19 protein-coding genes are annotated in these 21,142 nt (G+C 64.7%); 8 read left to right on the top strand and 11 right to left on the bottom strand.

What is annotated here, in order from left to right; all coding sequences use genetic code 11:
• Positions 1-7: 7 nt before the first annotated feature.
• The 4 genes from CAL19_RS00095 to hydA all read right to left on the bottom strand — a co-directional run bounded on the left by CAL19_RS00095 (position 8) and on the right by hydA (position 5,533).
• The gene (locus CAL19_RS00095) at positions 8-949 is read right to left on the bottom strand and encodes an ABC transporter permease (RefSeq protein WP_026639489.1); all 942 of its coding nucleotides are present in this window, start codon (positions 947-949) and stop codon (positions 8-10) included.
• A gap of 4 nt (positions 950-953) precedes the next feature.
• Complete coding sequence (locus CAL19_RS00090; protein WP_026639490.1) at positions 954-2,543, bottom strand: ABC transporter substrate-binding protein; 1,590 nt, start codon at positions 2,541-2,543, stop codon at positions 954-956.
• A gap of 64 nt (positions 2,544-2,607) precedes the next feature.
• A complete protein-coding gene (locus tag CAL19_RS00085; RefSeq protein WP_026639491.1) occupies positions 2,608-4,050 on the bottom strand; it encodes an amidohydrolase family protein in 1,443 nt (480 codons plus the stop codon).
• A 16-nt stretch (positions 4,051-4,066) separates the two neighbouring features.
• Positions 4,067-5,533 carry a dihydropyrimidinase gene (hydA, locus tag CAL19_RS00080; protein WP_094795707.1) on the bottom strand — a complete coding sequence of 489 codons (1,467 nt, stop codon included), beginning with the start codon at positions 5,531-5,533 and terminating at the stop codon, positions 4,067-4,069.
• Positions 5,534-5,772: 239 nt separating this feature from the next.
• Here hydA and CAL19_RS00075 point away from each other — a divergent pair, with 239 nt between their 5' ends.
• On the top strand, positions 5,773-6,453 hold the full coding sequence (locus tag CAL19_RS00075; protein WP_026639492.1) for a GntR family transcriptional regulator: 681 nt from the start codon (positions 5,773-5,775) through the stop codon (positions 6,451-6,453).
• A gap of 40 nt (positions 6,454-6,493) precedes the next feature.
• Here the strand turns inward: CAL19_RS00075 and CAL19_RS00070 are convergent, their stop codons facing one another.
• From CAL19_RS00070 to CAL19_RS00045, 6 genes are all read right to left on the bottom strand, one after another.
• On the bottom strand, positions 6,494-6,832 hold the full coding sequence (locus tag CAL19_RS00070; protein ID WP_094795706.1) for a DUF3325 domain-containing protein: 339 nt from the start codon (positions 6,830-6,832) through the stop codon (positions 6,494-6,496).
• Positions 6,829-8,451 (bottom strand): PepSY-associated TM helix domain-containing protein, encoded by a 1,623-nt coding sequence (locus tag CAL19_RS00065; protein ID WP_249276230.1) that lies wholly within the window; start codon positions 8,449-8,451, stop codon positions 6,829-6,831. The genes CAL19_RS00070 and CAL19_RS00065 overlap by 4 nt, the downstream gene beginning before the upstream one ends.
• A 13-nt stretch (positions 8,452-8,464) precedes the next feature.
• Positions 8,465-8,809, bottom strand: a complete 345-nt coding sequence (locus CAL19_RS00060) for a hypothetical protein (RefSeq protein WP_094795704.1) — start codon at positions 8,807-8,809, stop codon at positions 8,465-8,467.
• 11 nt (positions 8,810-8,820) lie between these two features.
• On the bottom strand, positions 8,821-10,818 hold the full coding sequence (locus tag CAL19_RS00055; RefSeq protein ID WP_094795703.1) for a ligand-gated channel protein: 1,998 nt from the start codon (positions 10,816-10,818) through the stop codon (positions 8,821-8,823).
• Positions 10,819-11,212: 394 nt separating this feature from the next.
• The gene (locus CAL19_RS00050; protein WP_026639496.1) at positions 11,213-12,034 is read right to left on the bottom strand and encodes an SAM-dependent methyltransferase; all 822 of its coding nucleotides are present in this window, start codon (positions 12,032-12,034) and stop codon (positions 11,213-11,215) included.
• A 200-nt stretch (positions 12,035-12,234) separates the two neighbouring features.
• A complete protein-coding gene (locus CAL19_RS00045) occupies positions 12,235-13,044 on the bottom strand; it encodes a FadR/GntR family transcriptional regulator (protein ID WP_038852296.1) in 810 nt (269 codons plus the stop codon).
• 102 nt (positions 13,045-13,146) lie between these two features.
• On the opposite strand from CAL19_RS00045, the gene CAL19_RS00040 reads away from it, so the two are divergent.
• Genes CAL19_RS00040 through CAL19_RS00010 form a run of 7 tightly spaced genes read left to right on the top strand, consistent with a single transcriptional unit; the run spans position 13,147 to position 20,814 of the window.
• Positions 13,147-14,127 carry a 2-hydroxyacid dehydrogenase gene (locus CAL19_RS00040; protein WP_094795702.1) on the top strand — a complete coding sequence of 327 codons (981 nt, stop codon included), beginning with the start codon at positions 13,147-13,149 and terminating at the stop codon, positions 14,125-14,127.
• A 25-nt stretch (positions 14,128-14,152) separates the two neighbouring features.
• A complete protein-coding gene (locus CAL19_RS00035; protein WP_094795900.1) occupies positions 14,153-15,613 on the top strand; it encodes an NAD-dependent succinate-semialdehyde dehydrogenase in 1,461 nt (486 codons plus the stop codon).
• A 29-nt stretch (positions 15,614-15,642) separates the two neighbouring features.
• Positions 15,643-16,551, top strand: coding sequence for an NAD(P)-dependent oxidoreductase (locus tag CAL19_RS00030; RefSeq protein WP_026639499.1), 909 nt, complete (start codon positions 15,643-15,645; stop codon positions 16,549-16,551).
• Between the two features lie 12 nt (positions 16,552-16,563).
• Positions 16,564-17,634 (top strand): tartrate dehydrogenase, encoded by a 1,071-nt coding sequence (locus CAL19_RS00025; RefSeq protein WP_094795701.1) that lies wholly within the window; start codon positions 16,564-16,566, stop codon positions 17,632-17,634.
• Between the two features lie 10 nt (positions 17,635-17,644).
• Positions 17,645-18,622, top strand: coding sequence for a hydroxyacid dehydrogenase (locus CAL19_RS00020; protein WP_026639501.1), 978 nt, complete (start codon positions 17,645-17,647; stop codon positions 18,620-18,622).
• Between the two features lie 18 nt (positions 18,623-18,640).
• Positions 18,641-19,789 carry a mandelate racemase/muconate lactonizing enzyme family protein gene (locus CAL19_RS00015; RefSeq protein ID WP_026639502.1) on the top strand — a complete coding sequence of 383 codons (1,149 nt, stop codon included), beginning with the start codon at positions 18,641-18,643 and terminating at the stop codon, positions 19,787-19,789.
• Positions 19,790-19,830: 41 nt separating this feature from the next.
• A complete protein-coding gene (locus tag CAL19_RS00010) occupies positions 19,831-20,814 on the top strand; it encodes a Bug family tripartite tricarboxylate transporter substrate binding protein (RefSeq protein ID WP_094795700.1) in 984 nt (327 codons plus the stop codon).
• A 231-nt stretch (positions 20,815-21,045) separates the two neighbouring features.
• Here the strand turns inward: CAL19_RS00010 and CAL19_RS00005 are convergent.
• Positions 21,046-21,142: IS3 family transposase (locus tag CAL19_RS00005; protein ID WP_141214337.1), on the bottom strand; the 97-nt coding region annotated here is incomplete at its 5' end.

The raw sequence follows: 21,142 nt of genomic DNA, 5'->3' as shown, positions 1-21,142 counted from the left end.
GCGAGCCTCAGTAGCGGATGCGTGGATCGAACACCGAATACAGCAGGTCGATCGTCAGGTTGATGCCGATATACAGCAGGGAGAACAGCAGGATCAGCCCCTGGATCAGCGGATAATCGCGTGCAAGCACGGATTCCACGACCAGGCGGCCCAGCCCCGGCAAGTTGAAGACGGATTCTGTCACCACGACGCCGCTGATCAGCAGCGCCACGCTGATCCCGATAATGGTGATGATGGGCACGGCGGCGTTGCGCAGCGCGTGCGAAATCAGCACCGTGCCTTCCGTGATGCCCTTGGCGCGTGCCGTGCGGATGTAGTCTTCATTCATGGTTTCCAGGATGCTGCTGCGGGCGATCCGCGCGATCAGCGCAATGAAACCCGTGCTGAGCGCCAGCGTAGGCAAGGCCAGATGCCGGGCGAACTCGAACACTCCGGCCGACAGGGGCTTGTAGCCCTGCACCGGCAGCCACCCCCACTGCATGGCGAACAGCAGGATCAAGGCGTACCCGGTCACAAAGACCGGCACCGAGAAGCCCACGACCGACAGCGCCATGATGGCCCTGTCGATGCGGCTGCCCCGCCGCCAGGCCGCATAGGCGCCCAGCGGCACGGCCACCAGCGTGGAGAACACGATGGTGCACAGGGCCAGCGCCAGCGACGGACCGATACGGCTGCTGATCATCGACGTTACCGATGTTCCCGAATGCAGCGACACGCCCAGGTCGCCGCGCAGCACCTGCGTGGCCCAGATGCCGAATTGGGCCGTAATGGGGCGGTCCAGCCCCATGTGCTGGCGCAGCTCCTGCAATTGCGCTTCCGTGGCCGAGTCGCCCGCCAGAATCAGCGCGGGATCGCCCGGGCTGAGGCGCAGCAGGCCGAACACCAGCACTGCCACGGTCAGCACCACGGGTACCGTCGCCAGCACCCGCTTGATCAGATAAACCAGCATGCGCTTACTTTCCAGACTTGGCGATGTTCCAGAAGATCGGGGCCGGCGATTCCAGCACCCCGGTCAACTTTTTGCTGTACGCAGCCGCGGTCTGGATCTGGCCCAGCGGAATGGCCACGCCCTCATCCAGCATGACGTCCTGCAGCTTGTCGGCGATCTGCTTGCGCTCTTGGTCGGTGGTGGCAACCAGGAACTTTCCGCGCAGCGCTTCGACCTCGGGCACGTCGGCCCAGCCGAACCAGGCTTTCTCGCCATTGGCCGACACGCCGTAGTTGCGCAGCGGATCCAGAATCTCGGACATGTGCCAGGTCGTCACAAAGATGCTCCAGCCGCCCTTGGCCGGCACGTCGCGGTTGGCGCGGCGCGACAGCATGGTCATGAAATCCATGGCCTGCAGCTGCACATTGAAGCCCGCCTGCCGCAGTTGCTGGGCGATGACCACGGGCATGGCCGAAGCCATGGCGATGTCGGTGGCGTGCAGCACGACCACGGGAGAATTGTCGTAGTTCGCTTCCTTGAGCAGGGCCTTGGCCTTCTCGATGTTCGACGGAACGATCATGTCGGCGCGAATGTCGCTGGCATAGGGCAGCCCGCAGCCGAACACGGCGCCGCAGGCTTTGTAATAGGTGGGATCGCCCACCTGCGCCTTCAGGATATCGTCCTGGCCGATGGCGTACATGGCGGCCTGGCGGACCAGTTTGTTGTCGAACGGCTTCTGGGTCTGATTGAAGCGGTACATCGGCTGGTAGCCCATTTTGTCCAGCACGCGCAGTTCGACATCGGGCGCGCTCTGCACCAGGGGCGTCAGGTCAAAGGGCACGGTTTCCAGATAGTCGACCTCGCCTTCCAGCAGGGCGTTGACCGCCGTCATCGGGTCGGGCAGGGTCAGCCATTCCACGCGATCCACCTTGACCACCTTGCCGCCGGCCGTGGCGCTGGGCGGCTCGTTGCGCGGCACATAGTCGGTGTTCTTTTCGTACACCGTCTTGACGCCCGGCTGGAACTCGGCCTGCACGAACTTGAACGGGCCCGACCCGGTGTAGTCGGTGATAGCCTGCGCGGCGGGTGTTTCGGCCACGCGCTTGGGCATGATGAAGCTCGGCAGTCCGCTGGGCTTGGCCAGCGCGGCCAGCACGTCGGCCGGCTGCGTCAGCACGATGTTGAACGTCCGGTCGTCGATCACGTTCATCGATTCGACCAGCGGCATCAACTGGCGCCCCATCTTGTCTTGCTGGGCCCAGCGCTTGATGGACGCGACACAGTCCTCTGCCTTGACCGGCGCGCCGTCGTGCCACTTCAACCCTTCGCGCAGCGTAAAGGTGTAGGTCTTGCCGTCGGGCGAGATCTCCCATTTGTCGGCCATCTGCGGACGAACCTTGTTGTCGGCATCGGTGGCCAGCAGCGTGTCATAGATCATGTATGCATGATTGCGCGTCTGGTGCGACGCGGTCAGGACAGGATCGAGCACCGACAGTTTGCTCGCCATGACGACGGTGAGCTTGTCCGCCAGCGCCGGCGTGCTGGCAGCGGCCGCCAGCGTGGCGGCCAGGCTGGCGCGAACCAGCCAGGATTTGGTGGATTGCTGCAATTTCATGGTGGATTCCCCTTTATTGGGGCCGGCGCCCGCCGGCCGCGTTTGGTTGCTGGGCGTGGATGGTTCAGACCACGTCGAACGACAGTGGCGACATTTCTTGTGCGGTGCGGCCGGCGACCAGATCGCGCTCGGGCACCAGCGCCTCGGCGCGGCGCTGGGCCTCGTCCACTTCGGCGGCGGCATTGCGGTAGTCCAGCGAGTCGACTTCGCCTTTGTGCACCACCCGCCGTCCATCGATGTAGACGGTATGCACGGCACGGTCGGCCGCCGCATACACCAGGCTGCGCACCGGGTCGCGCGACGGACGCATCAGATGGTGCGTCATGTCGACCATCACGATGTCGGCGCGGGCCCCGACCGCAATGCGGCCGATGTCGGTACGGCCCAGCGCCTGCGCGCCGCCGACGGTGGCGGCATGGAATACGTCGCCCGTCGTAGTGGCGCGGGGGGTCTGGGCCATCAGGCGCGCCAGGTATCCCACATGGCGCATTTCTTCGATCATGTTGTGCGGGTAAGTATCGGTGCCGATACCCAGGTTGATGCCGGCGCGGCGGTAGCGGCCGAAATCGCGCAATGCCATGCCGCGGCGCATGAATACGGTGGGGCAATGCGCGACGCTGGCGCCCGTTTCGGCCAGGATGGGCAGATCGGTGGCCGTGCTCCAATGGGTGTTGGGATGGTCATCGACGAAAATGCCGTGGCCGACGATGCTGGCGGGATCGAGCACCCCCAGGCTGTGCAGCCACTGCACCGGCGTCAGCCCATGGCGGCGGGTGATTTCGTGGAACTCCGGCAGCGATTGCGCCGCATGCGTCTGCCAGCCGATCTTGCGGCGGCGCGCTTCTGCATGGCTGTCGCGCAACAGGTCGGCCGTGCAGGTGTCGATCTGGGCGGGACACAGCATGCCTTCCAGCCGGCCCGACTCGTGCTTTTGCGCCAGCTCGATCAGCTGCAATGCGCGTTCCAGGCCTTGGTACCCCGCCTTTTCGTTCCACTCGTATTCCACCACGTGGCCGTTGCGCGTAAACCAGCGGGCCGAACGGAACATCGGCGTCACATAGGCGCGCAGGCCGCTCTTGGCCAGGATGTCGATCCATTGCTCATGGGCGACCGACATATCGACCACCGTCGTCACGCCCGACATCAGCAGTTCGGCACAGGCCAGGGTCAACTGGTGCGGCGCCGCCTCGTCGTCGCCCTCCATCGTGGGCATGTACTCGTACAAGTTGGAGTTGTACAACCCGGCCGAACCGGTTTCGTCGGTATAGCCTTTGTTGATGGGCTCGTGCACCAGGTGGCTGTGGATGTCGACCAGGCCCGGCATGACCATCATGCCGCGTCCGTCCACCATTTCGCAGTCGGGCCCGGCGGCATAGCCAGGGCCGACATGGACGATCTGGCCGTCACGGAACGCAACGTCGGTATTGCGCATATAGACGTGGCTCTGGCGGGAGTCGTCCCAGGCCACGACGGTGTCGGCATTCTGGATCAGGGTGGTGGCAGTCACGTTCAATACTCCAGGTTCAGGATGCAAGCGCTGCCTGCAGCCAGGTACGGTGGCCCGGCGCGCGGGCGCCTATCGGAAACAGTGAAGGCAGGCCGCGCGGCAGGAACTGGCCGCCGCCCGGCGTACCGGTAAAGGTTTGGCCGTCCCAGACGACCTGCCCGCGCAAGAGCGTCAGGCCCGGCCAGGCGCGCAGGCGCCGGCCGGCATAAGGGGTGTAGTCGACGGCGTGATGCAGGTGCGCGTTGTCGAGCACGAAGTCGCGCTCGTCCCACACAACCAGGTCGGCGTCGGCGCCGACTGCCAGTGTTCCCTTGCGCGGATACAGCCCGTACGCGCGCGCAGGGCCGGTGCTTGTCAGCTCGACGAATTTGTTCAGGCTGATGCGACCGCCCAGCACGCCTTCGGAATACAACAGCGGCATCCGAGTTTCGATGCCGGGGATGCCGTTGGGAATATGACGGAAGGCGACTTCTGCGCCCCCCGGCGTCTTGCCGTCTTCGCCGTGAAGGTTGAACGGCGAGTGGTCGGACGAGAACACCTGGAACAGGCCGTCGGCCAGCCCCTGCCATATCTGCTGTTGCGAAGCGGCGTCGCGGGGTGGCGGGCTGCATACACAGCGCGCGCCGTGATAACTGTCGTCGATGCCCAGGTCTTCGGCTGTCAGGAACAGGTACTGCGGGCAGGTTTCAGCATTGATGTTCAGGCCGGCGGCGCGGGCTTCGCGGATCTGGTCTACCGCCTGGCCGCCCGATATGTGCACCAGCAGCACAGGCACGTCCACCAGTTCGGCCATCGCAATGGCGCGGTGCGCGCCTTCGCGCTCGACCAGCGCCGGCCGCGACCAGCCGTGAAAGCGCGGCGCCAGGCGGCCAGCCGCTTCCAGCCGCTCGGTCAGCCACGCAATGCAGTCGGCATTCTCGGCATGAATCATGGGCATGCCGCCGTGGCGCCGCACCGCGTCGAGCACATCCAGGATCTGGCGGTCGGAGAGCCTGAGGCTCTCGTACGTCATGTATAGCTTGAACGAGGTATATCCGGCTGCGATCAGTCGGGGCAGCTCGTCGTCCAGCACCGCCGGCGTCGGGTCTGTAAGGATGAGGTGAAAGCCGTAGTCGACGCATGCCTTGCCGTGCGCGCGCCGATGGTAGTCGTCAATGGCTGCTTGCAGGGTTGCGCCCTTCTGCTGTGCCGCGAAGGGAATGATCGTGGTTGTGCCGCCGCACGCTGCCGAACGGGTGCCGGTAAGAAAATCGTCGGCCAGCCGCACCGGGGGAGCCATGGGCTGGTCCAGGTGGCAGTGGGCATCGATGCCCCCGGGCGTGACCACGCGCCCCCCGACGTCGATTTCCTGGCGGCCCGCCGGCAGATCCAGGCCGATCTGGGCAATACGGCCATGCCGCACCCCCAGGTCAGCCCGGTATGTGTCGCTGGCCGTCGCCAGGACGGCATTGCGCAGGACGAGATCGAAGGCCGCTGAGGTCATCCGCTTCCGTGAGGCGTGAGGGGCCATCCCCTCGTTGCTGAATCAACTACAGCGCTATTCTATGACTGACAACAATAATGCTTACATTAGTGTTAACCCGATATAAAACAAAAACATCGAAAAATATCTACAATTCGGATGCTGATGTACACGCGGCCGGCCGCGCCATTCGGGGCGCGTTGGTCTAAGCTGCGAAAAATGCCTCAAGCGCCTACGTCTAAGACCTTCCCCAAGCATCCATGACTTCAGAAAAACGAGAAAGCACTGTCAACGAGATCCATGAGCGCGTGTATTCGGCGGTGCTGGACAACCGCCTCAAGCCCGGCACGAAATTGGTAGAAGAAAGACTCGCCGAGATTTTCTCGGTCAGCCGCCCGCGCATCCGCGAGGTGCTTGCGCGCTTGGCGCACGAGCAGGTGGTCGAGCTCATCCCGCAACGGGGCGCGTTCGTCGCCAAGCCCACGATCGAGAAAGCAAAAGACGTGTTCGAGGCTCGGCGCATCATTGAACCGGCAGTGGTGCGCCGCCTGACGGCCAACCTGACGCCCGAGAAGCTGCAGCGGCTGCGCGAGCACGCCATCCTTGAACAAGCCGCGCGCGAACGCAACGACAAGCGCGCCATCGTGCGGCTGGCCGGCGAGTTCCACATTGTGCTGAGCGAGCTGGCCGGCAACCTGGAGCTCGCGCGCATGATGCGCGAACTGTCCACCCAGACCTGCCTGGTGATTTTCCTCTACAACCTGCCCACGGCCACCAGCTGCCGCCACGACGAACACTCGCTCATCATCGATGCCATCGAAGCCGGCGACGCCAAGCGCGCCGAGGCGCTGACGCTGCAGCACCTGACGCACATCGAACAAAGCTGCACGCTCGAACCGCCCGAAGAAATCGTCGACCTGGAAGACGTGTTCAAGAGTTGAGGCCGCCACAGGCCGTGCCCGCGCCCTCGCGGCGCGGCCATCAACGCGCCATGGCAAACAGGCAGGGCAGCGCCATGGCGGCACATGCGGCCGCCAGCCAACCCAGGCGATGCGCCATGTAGCTCAGCCACAGCACAACGGCCAGCGCGGAAAACGTCAGCACACCCACCCAGTAGCTGACCATATTGCTCAAGACACCGCCAGGCAGGCACACAGCCAGGCCAAGACCCAGCATCGCCCAGCCTGCTGCGGCCGCGACGCGGCTGCGCGGCTGGCCAAGTTCCTTGCCGAATATCTGTTCTTGGTGTCGGGGCATGGAAGCAGCCAGGGCGATGAATCCCAGCGTGCACACGCACCACGCAAGCAGAAAGAAGCTCATGCGGCGCCCCCTGCAGTGGCGGCGGCAGGCACGGCCTTGCGCGCCAGCACACCCTGGTGCAGCCGCAGCCTGCGCCAGGCAAAGGCGAAGACGGCCGCAAAAACCAAGGCCGCAAGATCGAACGAGGCGATCATCCACTGCCCGTGCGACATGGCATGCCATACCGGGGTGCCGCCGGTCAGGGCATTCAGCGCGGGCAAGCTGGCGTAGGCAAGGCCGGCCACCAGCAACAGGTCCAGCCAGGCCCGGCGGTTGGGGCGCACGCCCGCATACAACAGCGTTGCCAGCCAGACCACAAAAAATACGTGGATCTCGCGTTCGGCGCGCCCCGCCATATCGGCCGGCAATATCCGGTTAGCGTAGAAGTAGGCCGCGCAGGCAATGGGCAGGCCCACAATGGCGGCGGCATTGGTCGCCTCTACCAGGCGATAGCCGAACGACTTGCCGCCGCGCTTTTGCTGCTGAGGCAAGCGCTTTACGCACCACAGCACCAGGCCGGTGGCGACCATGACACTGCCCACGATGCCGGAAAGAAACAACAGCCACCGAAAGGCTGCGTCGACGCCGCGGCCCTCATGCAGGGTGGTCAGCACGTTGTACGTGGCCATGGGCACCGAAGGCCCGGACGCGGCCGCGCCGCTGTCCGGGACCCGGGCGCCGGTCACGCCGTCGTAGCGCAGGCTCGGGTACACGTTGCGCGTGGCCACGCCCGCGCTATGCAGCGCACGCAACTCAATCTGTGCCTGGCTGGTATTGGGCGCAATGATGTTGATGGAGCCGACCGGATTATCTTGCCATGCCGCGTGCGCGTCGGCCAGGATGGGCGCCAGCGGGGCCAGCTCCGCGGGCGACGACGTTGGCGGGTTCGGTCGCGCGCCCTGCCCCGCCGCGGTTAGCACGGCGCGATTCTGGTCTTGCAGGAACTGGATGCGGCTGTCGTAGAGCTGCGTCACGCCCCACGGCATGATGGTGAACATCAGCAGCAGCAGGCCGCTGAAGGTGATCATGATGTGAAAAGGCAAAGCCAGCACCGCCGTCGCGTTGTGCGCGTCCAGCCAGGAACGCTGGCCCTTGCCGCGCCGGAAGGTGAAGAAATCGGCGAAGATCTTCTTGTGCGTGATGATGCCGCTGATGATGGATACGAACATCAGCAATGTGGCGATGCCCACGATCCAGCGCGCCCATATCCGCGGCAAGCCGTACAGCTCGAAATGGAAGCGGTACAGGAAGGCGCCGCCGCGAGTCTCGCGGCTTTGCAGCTGCTGGCCGGTGGCGCTGTCCAGCGTGATGCGCGTGCCGCCACGGCGGGCGCGCGGGTCTTCGTCCTGGCCTCGCACCGTCACCACTGTGGTATTGGAACGTTCATTGGGCAGCTGGATCAGCCAGCTGCCTGCATCGGCATGGTGCTTCTGCAAGTAGTCCACGGCAACTTCTGCCTGCCGAGCCGGGCTCGCCGGCGGCACGGACCGATGCAGTTCCGGTTTCATCCATACCGTTATTTCCGGATAGAAAAAGCTCAAGGTGCCGGTCAGGAATATCGCGAACAGCAGCCAGCCCAGCAGCAGGCTGGACCACGTATGCAGCCACGACATCGATTGCCGCGGGCCTTCGGGTTTCAAGTCTGGGCGCAACTCAGCCTCCGGCCAATTTGAAGATGGCGAGCATAAGCGCGCCGAATACCACAATGCCCAGGGTGGCCTTGAGCGTGCTGCGCACCATGAATACCCAGATGAATGCGGCGGTCTGTATCGAAAAAGCGGCCAGCGTGGCGCTCATGGCTGCGCTGCCCCGATATCCGGAAAAAGCCGTCGCGATCGCCATGGCGCCGAAGCTGCCACAGGCGTAGCCGCCCGCCAGGGCCAGGACAAAGCGGTACAACACAGCCACGCGGTAACGCATCGGCAGCCCGGTGGCCGCAGGCTTGCGCGCCGCCGCGGCCCCTGCCGCGGCAGGGGCTTGCGGAAGGTTCGACATCATATGTGGCGCTATCAGAACCGGATGTCCATGGCCAGCCAGAGGCGACGCCCGTCCTCGACGAATTGGTAATCGTCGTAGGTGACCGTCTTGTCGAACAGGTTATAGATACCCGCACGCAGCACTACGTTCTTGTTTACGTTATACGAGCCGCCCAGATCCACGAAGGTATACGACGGCGCCACAAACGGCTCGCCCGACGACGGCGTGGTGGTGGGGTCGCTTTCCTTGCCGCGGAACTGCAGGCGCGTCCACAGATTCAGGTCCGAAGTCGCCTGCCAATCCAGGCCGACGTTGAACATGTGCTTGGGCAACTGGTTCAGCGGCTGCCCTGCGTACTCGCCCGATTTCTGCTTCGAGTACGTGTAGGTGTATGCCGAGTTCAAGGTGATGGTCTCGGTCAGGGGCGCCGTCAGGCTGGCTTCTACGCCACGCGTAACGGCGTTGTCCACGTTGGCATAGGTGGTGGGCGAGCGGCCAAAGCGGTTCGGGGGCCCGCATTCCGGGCAAGGCACGCGAGTGATCTTGTCTTCGAACTTGTTGTCAAACAGCGTCAGGCCGGCTTGCAGGCCATTGTCGGCGTTGTACAGCACGCCGATTTCCTTGGTCAGGGATTTTTCCGGCTGAAGATCCGGGTTTCCGTAGCGGTCGCCGCCGCGGCTGGACGCGCCCCAGTTCGGGATCGTCTGGCGGATGTTCGGCGCCTTGAAGCCCGTTGACACCCCGCCCTTGACCGTCCAGTTGTCGTTGAGGTGATACACGCCGTACAGGCGCGGCGACCAATGCGAGCCGGCGGTTTTTTCCTTGTCCCAGCGCAGCCCCGCCGTCAGCGCGAAGTCGTCGGTAATGCGCCATTCATCTTCGGCAAAAAAGGCGTACTGCCAGCGGTCGGCCGTGGACAGGTCCGAGATCGTGTTGGACGTCGAATCGTCCAGCTCGTTCTTTTCGTAGTATGCGCCGAACACCGTCGTATGGCGGTCGAACAGATAAGTGAAATTGCTGCTGGCGATCGTGTTCACGATCGTCATTTCGCGCGTGACGTTGTGGGTGCGCTCGCGTTGAACATAGGAATCCGTAAGCAGATTGGGCGTCCAGCGGCCGTTGTGACTGAGCGCATAGCGCTGGCGCTCGAAGTCGCGCAGGCTGTCTTCGTCATTGGTCTCCGGATCCAGCGTCCTGCCCAGGTTGGATTCGAATCGCTGCTTGTAGTCTTCCGCCTCAAGCACGATGTCGTGGTCCTTGGTCGGCGTCAACGCAAGCTTGACTGTGCCGCCCATATTGCGGGCCTTGTTGTAGCCTTCGTAGACGTGGTCTTCGTCACGATGCGTGTACACGCCATAGATGCTCAGGCCCAGCAGGTCGCTCTTGATGGGGCCGCTGAGATAAAAATTGCCCTGGTGCTCGTCGCCCGAACGCGAATGTTGCTGGATGGTCGTCTCCGCGCGTATGGCGCCGTTCCATTCTTTGGCAACCTTGCGCGTAATGATATTGACCACGCCGCCCATGGCGTCCGACCCATACAAAGAAGACATCGGGCCGCGCACGACTTCGATACGCTCGATGGCCGACAGCGGCGGCGCCCAGCTCTGATCGGTGCCCGTGCTGCCGTTGGCCTGCGTTTCGCGGGTATTGGTGCGCTTGCCATCCACCAGAATCAGCGTGTAGGCCGACCCCATGCCGCGCAGGCTGATATCGCCCCGGCCGTTATTGTCGCCATTGGACGTAATGATCACGCCCGGAATATCACGCAACGCGTCGTTCAGGTCGCGATAGTTGCCCTGTTCCAGCTTCTGGCGCGGAATCACGCTGATCGACGCCGGTGCGTCCACGACGTTCTGCTCGAAGCCGCTGGCGGTAACCACTACGCTTTCCATTTCGGCAACGGGGGCGTTCGACTCGGCCGCCTGGGCGGGCGCCGCCACGGATGTTCCGAACAGGATGGCAGCAGCCAGCGCTTTCATCGGCGCACCAGCCACGGCACGGGGCCACGCGTAGTCAGGCGGGGGATACATGCAACACTCCAGTAAATAACGGGGACGAAGCATCAGCCGTACGTTGAAACGCATCGAAGCAGGCCGATTGCTTCAGTTTTTAGTCAGAAAAGTTCGACGCAAAGGATAACCATTCTCGTTTCCGATATCGGCCGAGAGATGCGTCCCCGAAATTGACTGAAACAACTGTTTTGACGAAGCTGGAACTTCGCCCCAAGGCATATCGGCCGAGCGCCTACGGCCCGGCGGCAACGCCTGGATCAGGAAAAGAAATGAACAGAGCAGCGGTCGCGCGCGCGCACCACTGATGGGTGCCGGTCTGCGCCCGGCGTATCGTCCGTACCGCCCGCTGTCTGGCCTGGTGGTTACCTTTGGCGCGCGGCCCACGCCAAAGGTGGTTCGGCATGCCCCTGCATCAGCTTCCGGCGCGCGTCGCAGTCCAGGGCTTGCCGCCTACCTTGCCTTGCATCTGTTGGCCGGACACCCGCCCCGTATAGGTCTGCGCGCCGGCGCTGAACTCGATATGTTCGCCATTCAGGCGGGCGTCGGTAATGGGGATGGCATTGCCGCCATCGCGCAGGGTGCCCGTGAGCTTCTGGAAAGTCTGGTCCAGCACGAGTTCTTTGCCGTCCATGGTCCATCGTCCGGCTACCTTTGCCGGCACGACCCATTTATAGGCGCTGCAATATGCCGAACAGTCCTGCGCGGACACGGTCTCGTCGGGCTCCCAGTCGTCCATGGTGAACGAGTTGGACACGATGCGGGTGCCGGGCTTCATGTCGAGCAAGGTGGGACGCAGCTTCAGATTCAGGGCGGGCAACAGGAACAGCGTAACCACCGTGGCATCCGAAAAATCGGATTTGAAGATGTCGCCATGTTCGAACGTCGCCTTGTCGGTTACGCCCGCATCGCGCGCGGCGCGCTTGGCCAGCGCCACCATGTCGGGGTTGAACTCTATGCCGCGCGCGGTGGCGCCACGCTGCGCGGCCGTGATCACGGTGCGCCCGTCGCCGCTGCCCAGGTCCACCAGGCGGTCTTGCGGGGTAAGCTCGGCCATGTCCAGCATGCGGTCCACCAGCGATTGCGGCGTGGGAACCCACACGACGTCCTTGCCCGACTGGCCAACGGTGGGCTGGTAGGCCGCAACCCCGGCCGGCTGGGCCAGGGCTGCGGCATTGCCATGCAGCGCGAAGGCGCAAACCACAGCCGCAGCCACGGACTTATGTACGCGTTTCATCGATTCTCTCCTCAGACACGGTTGCTGCACGAAGAAATATCGTTGCGCCTCGGCGCTGCCGCCCGGTAGCGCATGCCGGCGCTGAGGACAGCGATCGATCGTAGCCGGGCGGACATAAAGCGTAAATCACCCGGTTGTTTCGAGACGTACGCCCTCGTGAGCAGCATGTGGAAACCCCGGTTCCCGCACGCAGTACGGCATCAGGAGTCTGCCGGATCGGCCGTGCCCCGTATCGTGGCGGCCAGGCGCGTGCGGGCCAGGCGGCGGGCGGCGGCGCTGCTGGCGCCCTTCCAGTAACCCGGGTCCACATTCTCGATGCGCTGGGCCGTGCTTTGCATGTGGCGGAATGCGGCGACCCGTGCGGCTTGCACATCGCGATGCTCGATGGCCCAGCGTATGGCCTCGTGCTCGGCCCGCACGTCTTCCGCAAGCGCAGCCTGGCGAGCTTCGTTGCCGCGGGTGACGCGGATGGCGTCGCGCAATGCCCGCGTCAGCATGCCCAGCAGCTCGGCGTAATGCGGGTTGTCGGTGGCGCGCGCGATGGCCAGATGAAAGGCCAGGTCTTCTTCCACGCCATCGCCGCCCGCGCTTACCGCGTTGTCGATATTGATCAGGGCGCGGTTGATGAGCGCCATTTGCTGCGCCGTGCGCCGTTCGGCGGCCAGGGCGGCCATTTCGGCTTCAATGCCGCGACGCAGCTCCAGGATGCGCAGCACCCCGCGGGCAAGATCCTCGTCCGGCTTGCCCAGTCGGAAAGCATCGCTCGCGCCGCGCGGCAGTACCACCGTTCCACTGCCCTGGCGTGTTTCCACCAAGCCCTCGGACTTCAGCCGGGCGATGGCCTCGCGGACCACCGTGCGGCTGACGCCGTATTCCTCGGTCATGATTTTTTCGGTGGGCAGCCGGGCATTGACCGGATAGGCGCCGCTACGGATCTGGCGCGCCAGCATATCGGTGACGCGGTCGGCAAGCGTGCCTTCAGAGTCGGGCTGGAAATCGTGATCGTGCATGGCGTCGCCTGAAAACATGCCGCGATACTAGCAGCAGTAAATTCGCTTGACAAATTTGTCATATAAATTGACAGTATAAAAAACAACGGAGACAAGCCGACAATGCCTCAAGGTGCTCACAGACCCCAGGCGTATCTGTGCCGGCGCTTCACCCCAGGGGTAGAGGCCGCGCTGCGCGAGCGGTACGGGCTACGCGTCAACGAAGACGACAGCATTCTTTCCCGCGACCAGATCGTGCGCGCGGCGCAAGGCGCACAGGTGCTGTTCGTAACGGCCACCGAACCCATCAACGCAGACGTGCTGCGCAGCCTGGCCGGCACGCTGCGCTACGTGGCCACGCTATCCGTCGGCCATGACCACATCGACCTGGCCGCCGCGCACGAACTTGGCATCCAGGTGCTGCACACGCCCGACGTCCTGAGCGTTGCCTGTTCCGAAATCGCCATGATGCTGATGCTCAACGCCTGCCGGCGCGCCTACGAGGCCGACCGCCTGGTGCGCAGCGGGCAATGGCACGGCTGGAGCCCGACGCAGCTGCTTGGAAAAGGCCTGGCCGGCCGGCGCGCGGCCATCTTCGGCATGGGCCGGATCGGGCGCGAAATCGCGGCGCGCGCCCGCGCTTTCGGCATGGAAATCCATTACCACAACCGCAGGCGGCTGCCGCCCGACCAGGAAGGCGGGGCCGTCTACCACGCGAGCCTGGCCGGCCTGCTGCGGGTGGCCGACGTGCTGGTCATTGCGGCGCCCGGCGCGCCGCAGCTCAAGGGCGTCATCAACGCGGACGCCATTGCCCTCATGCCGCCGCAGTCCGTGCTGGTGAACATTTCCCGCGGCGACCTGGTTGACGACGACGCCCTGATCGCGGCGCTGGAATCGCGCCGGCTTTTTGCCGCGGGGCTGGACGTCTTTGCCAACGAACCGCGCATCGACGCCCGCTATCGCGGACTCGACAACGTCTTTCTGTCGCCGCACATCGGCAGCGCCACGCTCGAGACGCGCGACGCGATGGGGTGGCTGCTGATAGACGGACTCGACGCGCTGTACCGGGGCAGCAAACCCGGCAATCTGCTTGAACCCCGCTGATTCCTCCATACCCACAGACACCATGATGAAACTGAACAGACCTTCCCTTTTTCGCCAGCAATGCCATGTAGACGGCGCCTGGGTCGATTCCTCCGACGGAAAGACCATTGACGTCGTGAACCCCGCCGACGGGTCCGTGCTGGGCAGCGTGCCCGCCATGACGCAGCACGACGTGCGCGAGGCTATCGCCGCCGCCGACCGCGCCCTGCCGGCCTGGCGCGCCCAGTCTGCCAAGCAGCGATCGCAGTGCATCCGCCGCTGGTTCGATTTGTGCATGCAGCACCAGGAGGACCTGGCCACTCTGCTCACCCTGGAGCAGGGCAAGCCGCTGAAGGAATCGCGAGGCGAGATCGCCTACGGCTCGTCCTTCCTGGAGTGGTTTGCGGAAGAGGCCAAGCGTGTATACGGCGACGTTATCCCCGCGGCCACAGCCGACCGGCGCATTGTGGTGATCAAACAGCCCGTGGGCGTGGTGGCCGCCATCACGCCATGGAACTTTCCCAATGCCATGATCACCCGCAAGGCCGGGGCGGCGCTGGCTGCCGGGTGCACCATCGTCATCAAGCCGGCCACCGCAACGCCGTATTCGGCGCTGGCCCTGGCGGAGCTTGCGGCCGAGGCCGGCATCCCGGCCGGCGTGCTCAACGTCGTTACGGGCAAGTCCGATGTGGTGGGCGGTGAACTGACCGGCAACCCCATCGTGCGCAAGCTGTCGTTTACCGGATCCACCAGCGTGGGCAAGCAGCTGATGGAGCAATGCGCCGGCACCATGAAGAAGGTATCGATGGAACTGGGCGGCAACGCGCCCTTCATCGTGTTCGACGACGCCGACCTGGACCTGGCCGTGGCCGGAGCCATGGCGTCCAAATTCAGGAACGCGGGCCAGACATGCGTATGTGCCAACCGCATCTTCGTACAGGACGGCGTCTACGATGAATTTTCCCGGCGCCTGCAGCAGGCGGTGCAGGCCTTGCGCGTGGGCGACGGGCTGGAAGAAACGGTTGACATCGGCCCGCTTATCGACCGGGCCGCGGTCGACAAGGTGCGCGAGCATATCGATGATGCGGTTTCGGGCGGCGCCCGCATACTGACCGGGGGTCGTGAGCACGCCCTGGGCGGCCTGTTCTTCGAGCCATCCATTCTGGTGGATGTGCCTCGCCACGCAAAGCTGATGCAGGAAGAAACCTTTGGCCCCGTGGCGCCGCTGATCCGCTTCAGCAACGAAGACGAGGCCGTGGCGCTGGCCAACGACACCCCGTTCGGCCTGGCCGCGTACTTCTATACCTCGAACTACGCGCGCGCCTGGCGCGTGGCCGAATCGCTCGAAACGGGCATCGTCGGGCTCAACGAAGGAATCATCTCGACCGAGCTCGCGCCCTTCGGCGGCATCAAGGAATCGGGCGTGGGCCGCGAAGGGTCCAAGTACGGCGTGGATGACTACGTCGAAATCAAATACATCTGCGCGGGCGGGCTTGGACCCCGGTAAGCGCTTTCCACTACTGACGGAAGAATTCCATGAGCGAACAAAAGCGCAATATCGGCCTGATCGGCGCGGGTTTGATGGGGTCGGGCATCGCCGCCAGCCTGCTGCGGGCCGGCTATCCGCTGACCGTGCTGGAGCATCCCGGCAACCAGCCGCTGGACACGCTGATCGGCGCGGGCGCCAGGACCTGCGCCGACGCGCGCGAACTCGCCGGCCAGGTCGACGTCCTGATCCTGTGCGTGACGGGCAGCCCGCAGGTCGAAGCGGTACTGCTTGGCGATGACGGCGCCCTGCAAGGGTTGCGGGCGGGAAGCACGATCATCGACTGCTCGACCGCCATTCCTTCTTCGACGCTGAAGATCGCCAAGGCGGTGCACGCGGCGGGCGGGCGCTTTCTTGATGCGCCCATGACCCGCACGCCCAAAGAGGCGGCCGAAGGCCGGCTCAACCTGATCGTGGGCGGCGCGCGCGAGGTATTCGAAGATTGCCTGCCGGTGCTGCAAAGCTACGCCGAGAACATCGCGTACGCCGGCGACGTGGGCTCGGGCCACAAAATGAAGCTGCTGCACAACTACGTGTCGCTCGGCTTCTCGGCCGTGCTGGCCGAGGCGGCCGCCTGCGCCCGGCTGTCCGGCGCAGATGCCCAGGCATTCTGCGACATTCTGGCCGCGGGCGGCGGCAACAGCGTGGTGCTCACCCGCCTGCGGCCCTATATCGAATCGGGCGATCCGTCGGGTTTCCGCTTCTCGGTGTCCAACGCATTGAAGGACATGGGCTATTACTGCACCATGACCGAAGAACAAGGGGCGCAGGGCGAACTTGCACGGGCGATCCGCGCGCTATACGCCGACGCCGCGCAGGCCGGACTCGACCAGGCGCCCGTGCCACAGCTGGTAGACCATATCGCCGGCGGTCCGCCCACCGGCGGTCCCGCAGCCTGACCGCGAGGCCCCATGCGCGAAAACACCTACACCATCTCGGTCGTGCCCGGCGACGGCATCGGCAACGAAGTCGTGCCCGCCGCCTTGCGCGTGCTGGATGCGGTCAGCGCCCTGCATGGCTTCAATCTTGCGTATCGCCACTACGACTGGAGCTGCGAAACCTACAAGGCCACCGGCAAGATGATGCCCGACGATGGCATCGAACGGCTGCGCGACAGCGACGCCATCTTCCTGGGCGCGGTGGGGTTCCCGGGCGTGCCGGACCACGTGTCGCTGTGGAATCTGCTGATTCCCATCCGCCGCGAGTTCGACCAGTACGTGAACCTGCGGCCCGTACGACTGCTGCCGGGTGTGCCGTGCCCCCTGGCCAACGCCGCACAGCGCAAGATCGATTTCTGGATCGTGCGCGAAAACACCGAAGGCGAGTATTCGCAAGTCGGCGGACGCATGTTCGCGGGTACCGAGCACGAGTTCGTCACGCAGGAAGCAATCTTCACGCGGCGCGGCACCGACCGCATTCTGCACTATGCGTTCCTGCTCGCGCAGCGCCTGGGACGCAACCACGTAACGTCGGCCACCAAGTCCAACGGCATCTACCATTCCATGCCATTCTGGGACGAGCGCTTTGCCGCCGTGGCCCGGCAGTACCCGGATGTGGCCATCGACCAATATCACATCGACATTCTTGCCGCGCGGTTCGTCATGTCGCCGGAGCGCTTCGATGTGGTGGTGGGATCGAATCTGTTTGGCGACATTCTGTCCGACCTGGGGCCCGGCGTGACGGGGACCATTGCCGTGGCGCCCAGCGCCAATATCAACCCCGAACGCAAGCATCCGTCCATGTTCGAACCCGTGCACGGCTCGGCGCCCGATATCGCCGGCAAGGGCATCGCCAACCCCGTCGGGCAGATCTGGTCGGCCGCCATGATGCTGGATCACCTGGGCCAGGCGGAAGCGGCCGGCGCCATCATGCGCGCCATAGAGGGCGCGCTGGCCGCCGACGACCGCGAAGTCACGCCCGACCTTGGCGGGCGGGCCGGCACCGATGCATTCACCGCGCAGATCCTGCGCCATCTCGGCTAAGCGCCCCGCCATGGGCAACCCACTGCCAGAGCAACCCAAGGTGGTCCTCACCGATGCCATCCACCCCGATGCGCATGCGGCGCTGGCCCGCGAAGCCATCGTGCTGTCGCCCGACCCGCAACTGGCCGGCACGGCGGCGGCCGATGCATTGCGGCACCTGGTGCAGGACGCGCAGGGGCTGATCGTGCGCCGGCAACTGCCTGCCGATATTTTCGATGGCCCGCACTCCCTGCGCGGCGTGGTGCGTCACGGCGTGGGCGTGGACTTCATCCCCGTGGACCGCGCAACCGCGCAAGGCCTTCCGGTGGCCAACACGCCCGACGTCAACGCCAATGCCGTAGCCGAGTACGCCGTCATGGCCATGCTGGAAAGCGCCCGCCGCCTGCGGCATTTCGATGCCGAGGTGCGGCGCGGCGCCTGGGCTGCCCGACGAGAGGCCGGGGCGCTCACCTATGAGCTGCGCGGCCGCGCGCTGGGCATCGTGGGCTTTGGCGCAATAGGCCGACGCGTCGCCGAAATCGCGTCGGCGGGCTTCGGCATGCAGGTCGCCGCCCATACGCGCAGCGTCTCCCGCCTGCCCGCCGCGGTCGGCGCCTGCGGGCTTGCGGAGCTGTTTGAACGCAGCGACTTCGTCGTGCTGGCCTGCCCGCTGACCGAGCAGACGCGCGGCATGATCGGCCATCAGGTGCTGGCCCGCGCCAGGCCCGGCCTGGTGCTCGTGAACGTGGCCCGCGGGCCGGTGATAGACGAACCCGCGCTAGTGAGTGCGCTGCAGGCAGGCGCGCTGGGCGGCGCCGTGCTGGATGTGTTCGCCACGCAGCCGCTGCCCATGGACAGCCCGCTGCGCAACCATCCGCGTGTCACGCTGACGCCGCACCTGGCGGGCACGACCGGCGACGCCGAGCGGGCCATGGGCCTGCTGGCAGTGCAAACCCAGCTCGCGCTCATCCGAGGCGAGCGTCCTTCCAATATTGTGAACTTCCAATAACAGCCCCCTGGAGACATCATGAAGATCAGCAGCATTACCGCCATCCCGCTGTCATACAAGCTGCCCCAGGGCAAAACGGTGACCATGGGGGTGGGCAGCACCCTGAAGCGCGACGCCATCGTGGTGCGGGTCGAGACATCCGACGGCATTGTCGGCTACGGCGAGGCACACCCGGGACGCAGCCCGGGCGCCATTGTCAGCCTGATCCACAACACCCTGGCGCCGCTGCTGGTGGGAATGTCCGCGCACGACGTGGTCGGCGCGTGGCAGCGCGTGCATCGCATGCAGTTGTCCAGCCACGGGCTGGGAGCCGGCGCTGCCCTGGCGCTTTCGGGCATCGACATGGCGTTGTGGGACATCAAGGGCAAGGCGGCCAACCTGCCTCTTTATGAACTGCTGGGCGGTTCGCACAAGCGCCTGCCCGCCTATGCGGGCGGCATTTCGATGGGCTACCAGGCGCCGGAATCCCTGGCCGAAGAAGCGCAATCGTATGTGGCGCAGGGCTACCGCGCAGTCAAGCTGCGGCTGGGCGATACCGCGCAGAACGACATCGCTCGCTGCCTGCAGGTTCGCAAGGTGCTGGGCGACGATATCGATATCCTGACCGATGCCAACACCGCCTACACGATCGCCCAGGCGCGCCGCGTCTTGCCGGTGCTGGCCGATATCCAGGCAGGTTGGCTCGAAGAGCCCTTTGCCTGCAACGACTTCGCGTCTTATCGCGAGGCCGCCAAGATCACGCCGCTGGTGCCCATCGCGGCGGGCGAGAACCACTACACGCGCTTCGAATTTGGCCAGATGCTTGAAGCGGGCGCCGTACAAGTGTGGCAGCCAGACCTTTCCAAGACCGGCGGCATCACAGAAGGCGTGCGCATCGCCGCCATGGCCTCGGCCTTCCGCATCCCCGTGCACGCGCACAGCTCCGCCACGGGCCTTAACCACGCGGCCACCCTGCATTTCCTGGCGGCTACCGAAAACGCGGGTTACTTCGAGGCCTGCGTATCCCACTTCAACCCGCTGCGCGACATGTTCGGTTCTGTGTTCGCCATCGGCGAAGACGGCTGCGTCGAGCCGCCCAAAGGCCCCGGCCTGGGCGTCGAAGTGGACGAAGCTGTGTTCAAGGAGTTCCCGGTCATCGATGGGCCGGGTTATGTCGTGAAGTTCTGATAACACCAAAGAGAAGGCCCCAAGGCCTGGGAGACAACATCATGAAGACAGGAAAACTGGCGGCGCTGCTGGCCGGCGTCGGACTGGCGCTCATCATCCAACCCACTGTGGCAAGCGAGGCCGACGCGTATCCCGACCGCGCGGTCCGCATCATCGTGCCGTACACGCCGGGCGGCTTCAACGACACCCTGGCCAGGACGGCCAGCGACTACCTGACCAAGAAGTGGAAGCAGTCGGTCGTGGTCGAGAACAAGCCGGGCGGCAATACCCTGATCGGCAACACGGCCGCGGCCCAGGCCGCGCCGGACGGCTACACGCTGTTGATCACGCCGCTGCCCTTCTCGGCGCTGCCCGGGCTGTATCGCGACAAAATGCCCTATGACGCGCTGAAGGATTTCGAGCCTGTCATCTGGGCGGGCAGTACACAGAACATTCTTACCGTCCGCGCCGATTCGAAGTTCAAGTCGGTCAAGGATCTGATCGACTATGCCAAGGCCAATCCGGGCAAGGTCAACTACGGCTCGACCGGCTCAGGTTCATCGAACCATCTTTCCATGGAGCTCTTCCTGGAAATGACCGGCACCAAGATGACCCACATTCCCTACAAAGGCAGTGCGCCGGCTGTTGCCGCGCTGCTGGCCGGCGATATCGACGTGCTGTTCGACAATCTTCCGAACGTGTATCCCAACATCAGCGCCGGCAAGCTGACGGCTCTGGGCGCCACCGGCGCCAAGCGGGCGGCGCTGTTGCCCGACGTGCCCACCGTGGCAGAAGCCGGCGTGCCGGGCTACGAGGTGTCGGTGTGGTTCGGCATGCAGGCGCCGGCGGGCACGCCGGCGCCCATCATCAATAAGGTGAACGCGGGCATGACCGACATGCTTAAAGAAAAAGACGTCATCGAGCGTTTCGGCAAGCAGGGTGTAGAAGTCGTGGCAAGCACGCCGGAACAGTTCAAGAAGCTGGTCAATGCCGAAGTCAAGAAGTGGACCGGCGTGATCGACCGCGCAGGCATCAAGATAGAGTAAGCCGGACCACCGGCGCGAGCGGCGCCTCGGGCGGCACACGCGGTGTCTGACTCCGGAGGTGTCAGACACCCTGCGGGAGTCAGACACCACGCCCAGGATTACGCGCTACCGGTGTCTGACTCCGAAGGTGTCAGACACCCTGCGGGAGTCAGACACCACGTCCAGGATTACGCGCTACCGGTGTCTGACTCCGAAGTGAAGTGACCCCACAAAGTTGGACGGTTTTGACCGTTATGTGGCCAGGAGCTGAGTTCTGTATTGCACGGGGCTCAGCCCGTTGAGTTTAAGCTTGATGCGCTCGTGATTGTAGTAATGGATATATCGGGCG

It is taken from the genome of Bordetella genomosp. 7 (assembly GCF_002261265.1).
Lineage (GTDB): Bacteria > Pseudomonadota > Gammaproteobacteria > Burkholderiales > Burkholderiaceae_B > Bordetella_A.
Note: the sequence above shows the minus strand (reverse complement) of the source record. Positions and strands in the feature narration are given on the sequence as shown.

Excerpts from the sequence above, each read along its gene's own strand:
- CAL19_RS00095 (WP_026639489.1), bottom strand. The coding sequence starts at position 949 with ATGCTGGTTTATCTGATCAAGCGGGTGCTGGCGACGGTACCCGTGGTG.
- CAL19_RS00090 (WP_026639490.1), bottom strand. The coding sequence starts at position 2,543 with ATGAAATTGCAGCAATCCACCAAATCCTGGCTGGTTCGCGCCAGCCTG.
- hydA (WP_094795707.1), bottom strand. The coding sequence starts at position 5,533 with ATGACCTCAGCGGCCTTCGATCTCGTCCTGCGCAATGCCGTCCTGGCG.
- CAL19_RS00075 (WP_026639492.1), top strand. The coding sequence starts at position 5,773 with ATGACTTCAGAAAAACGAGAAAGCACTGTCAACGAGATCCATGAGCGC.
- CAL19_RS00070 (WP_094795706.1), bottom strand. The coding sequence starts at position 6,832 with ATGAGCTTCTTTCTGCTTGCGTGGTGCGTGTGCACGCTGGGATTCATC.
- CAL19_RS00060 (WP_094795704.1), bottom strand. The coding sequence starts at position 8,809 with ATGATGTCGAACCTTCCGCAAGCCCCTGCCGCGGCAGGGGCCGCGGCG.
- CAL19_RS00055 (WP_094795703.1), bottom strand. The coding sequence starts at position 10,818 with ATGTATCCCCCGCCTGACTACGCGTGGCCCCGTGCCGTGGCTGGTGCG.
- CAL19_RS00050 (WP_026639496.1), bottom strand. The coding sequence starts at position 12,034 with ATGAAACGCGTACATAAGTCCGTGGCTGCGGCTGTGGTTTGCGCCTTC.
- CAL19_RS00045 (WP_038852296.1), bottom strand. The coding sequence starts at position 13,044 with ATGCACGATCACGATTTCCAGCCCGACTCTGAAGGCACGCTTGCCGAC.
- CAL19_RS00040 (WP_094795702.1), top strand. The coding sequence starts at position 13,147 with ATGCCTCAAGGTGCTCACAGACCCCAGGCGTATCTGTGCCGGCGCTTC.
- CAL19_RS00035 (WP_094795900.1), top strand. The coding sequence starts at position 14,153 with ATGAAACTGAACAGACCTTCCCTTTTTCGCCAGCAATGCCATGTAGAC.
- CAL19_RS00030 (WP_026639499.1), top strand. The coding sequence starts at position 15,643 with ATGAGCGAACAAAAGCGCAATATCGGCCTGATCGGCGCGGGTTTGATG.
- CAL19_RS00025 (WP_094795701.1), top strand. The coding sequence starts at position 16,564 with ATGCGCGAAAACACCTACACCATCTCGGTCGTGCCCGGCGACGGCATC.
- CAL19_RS00020 (WP_026639501.1), top strand. The coding sequence starts at position 17,645 with ATGGGCAACCCACTGCCAGAGCAACCCAAGGTGGTCCTCACCGATGCC.
- CAL19_RS00015 (WP_026639502.1), top strand. The coding sequence starts at position 18,641 with ATGAAGATCAGCAGCATTACCGCCATCCCGCTGTCATACAAGCTGCCC.
- CAL19_RS00010 (WP_094795700.1), top strand. The coding sequence starts at position 19,831 with ATGAAGACAGGAAAACTGGCGGCGCTGCTGGCCGGCGTCGGACTGGCG.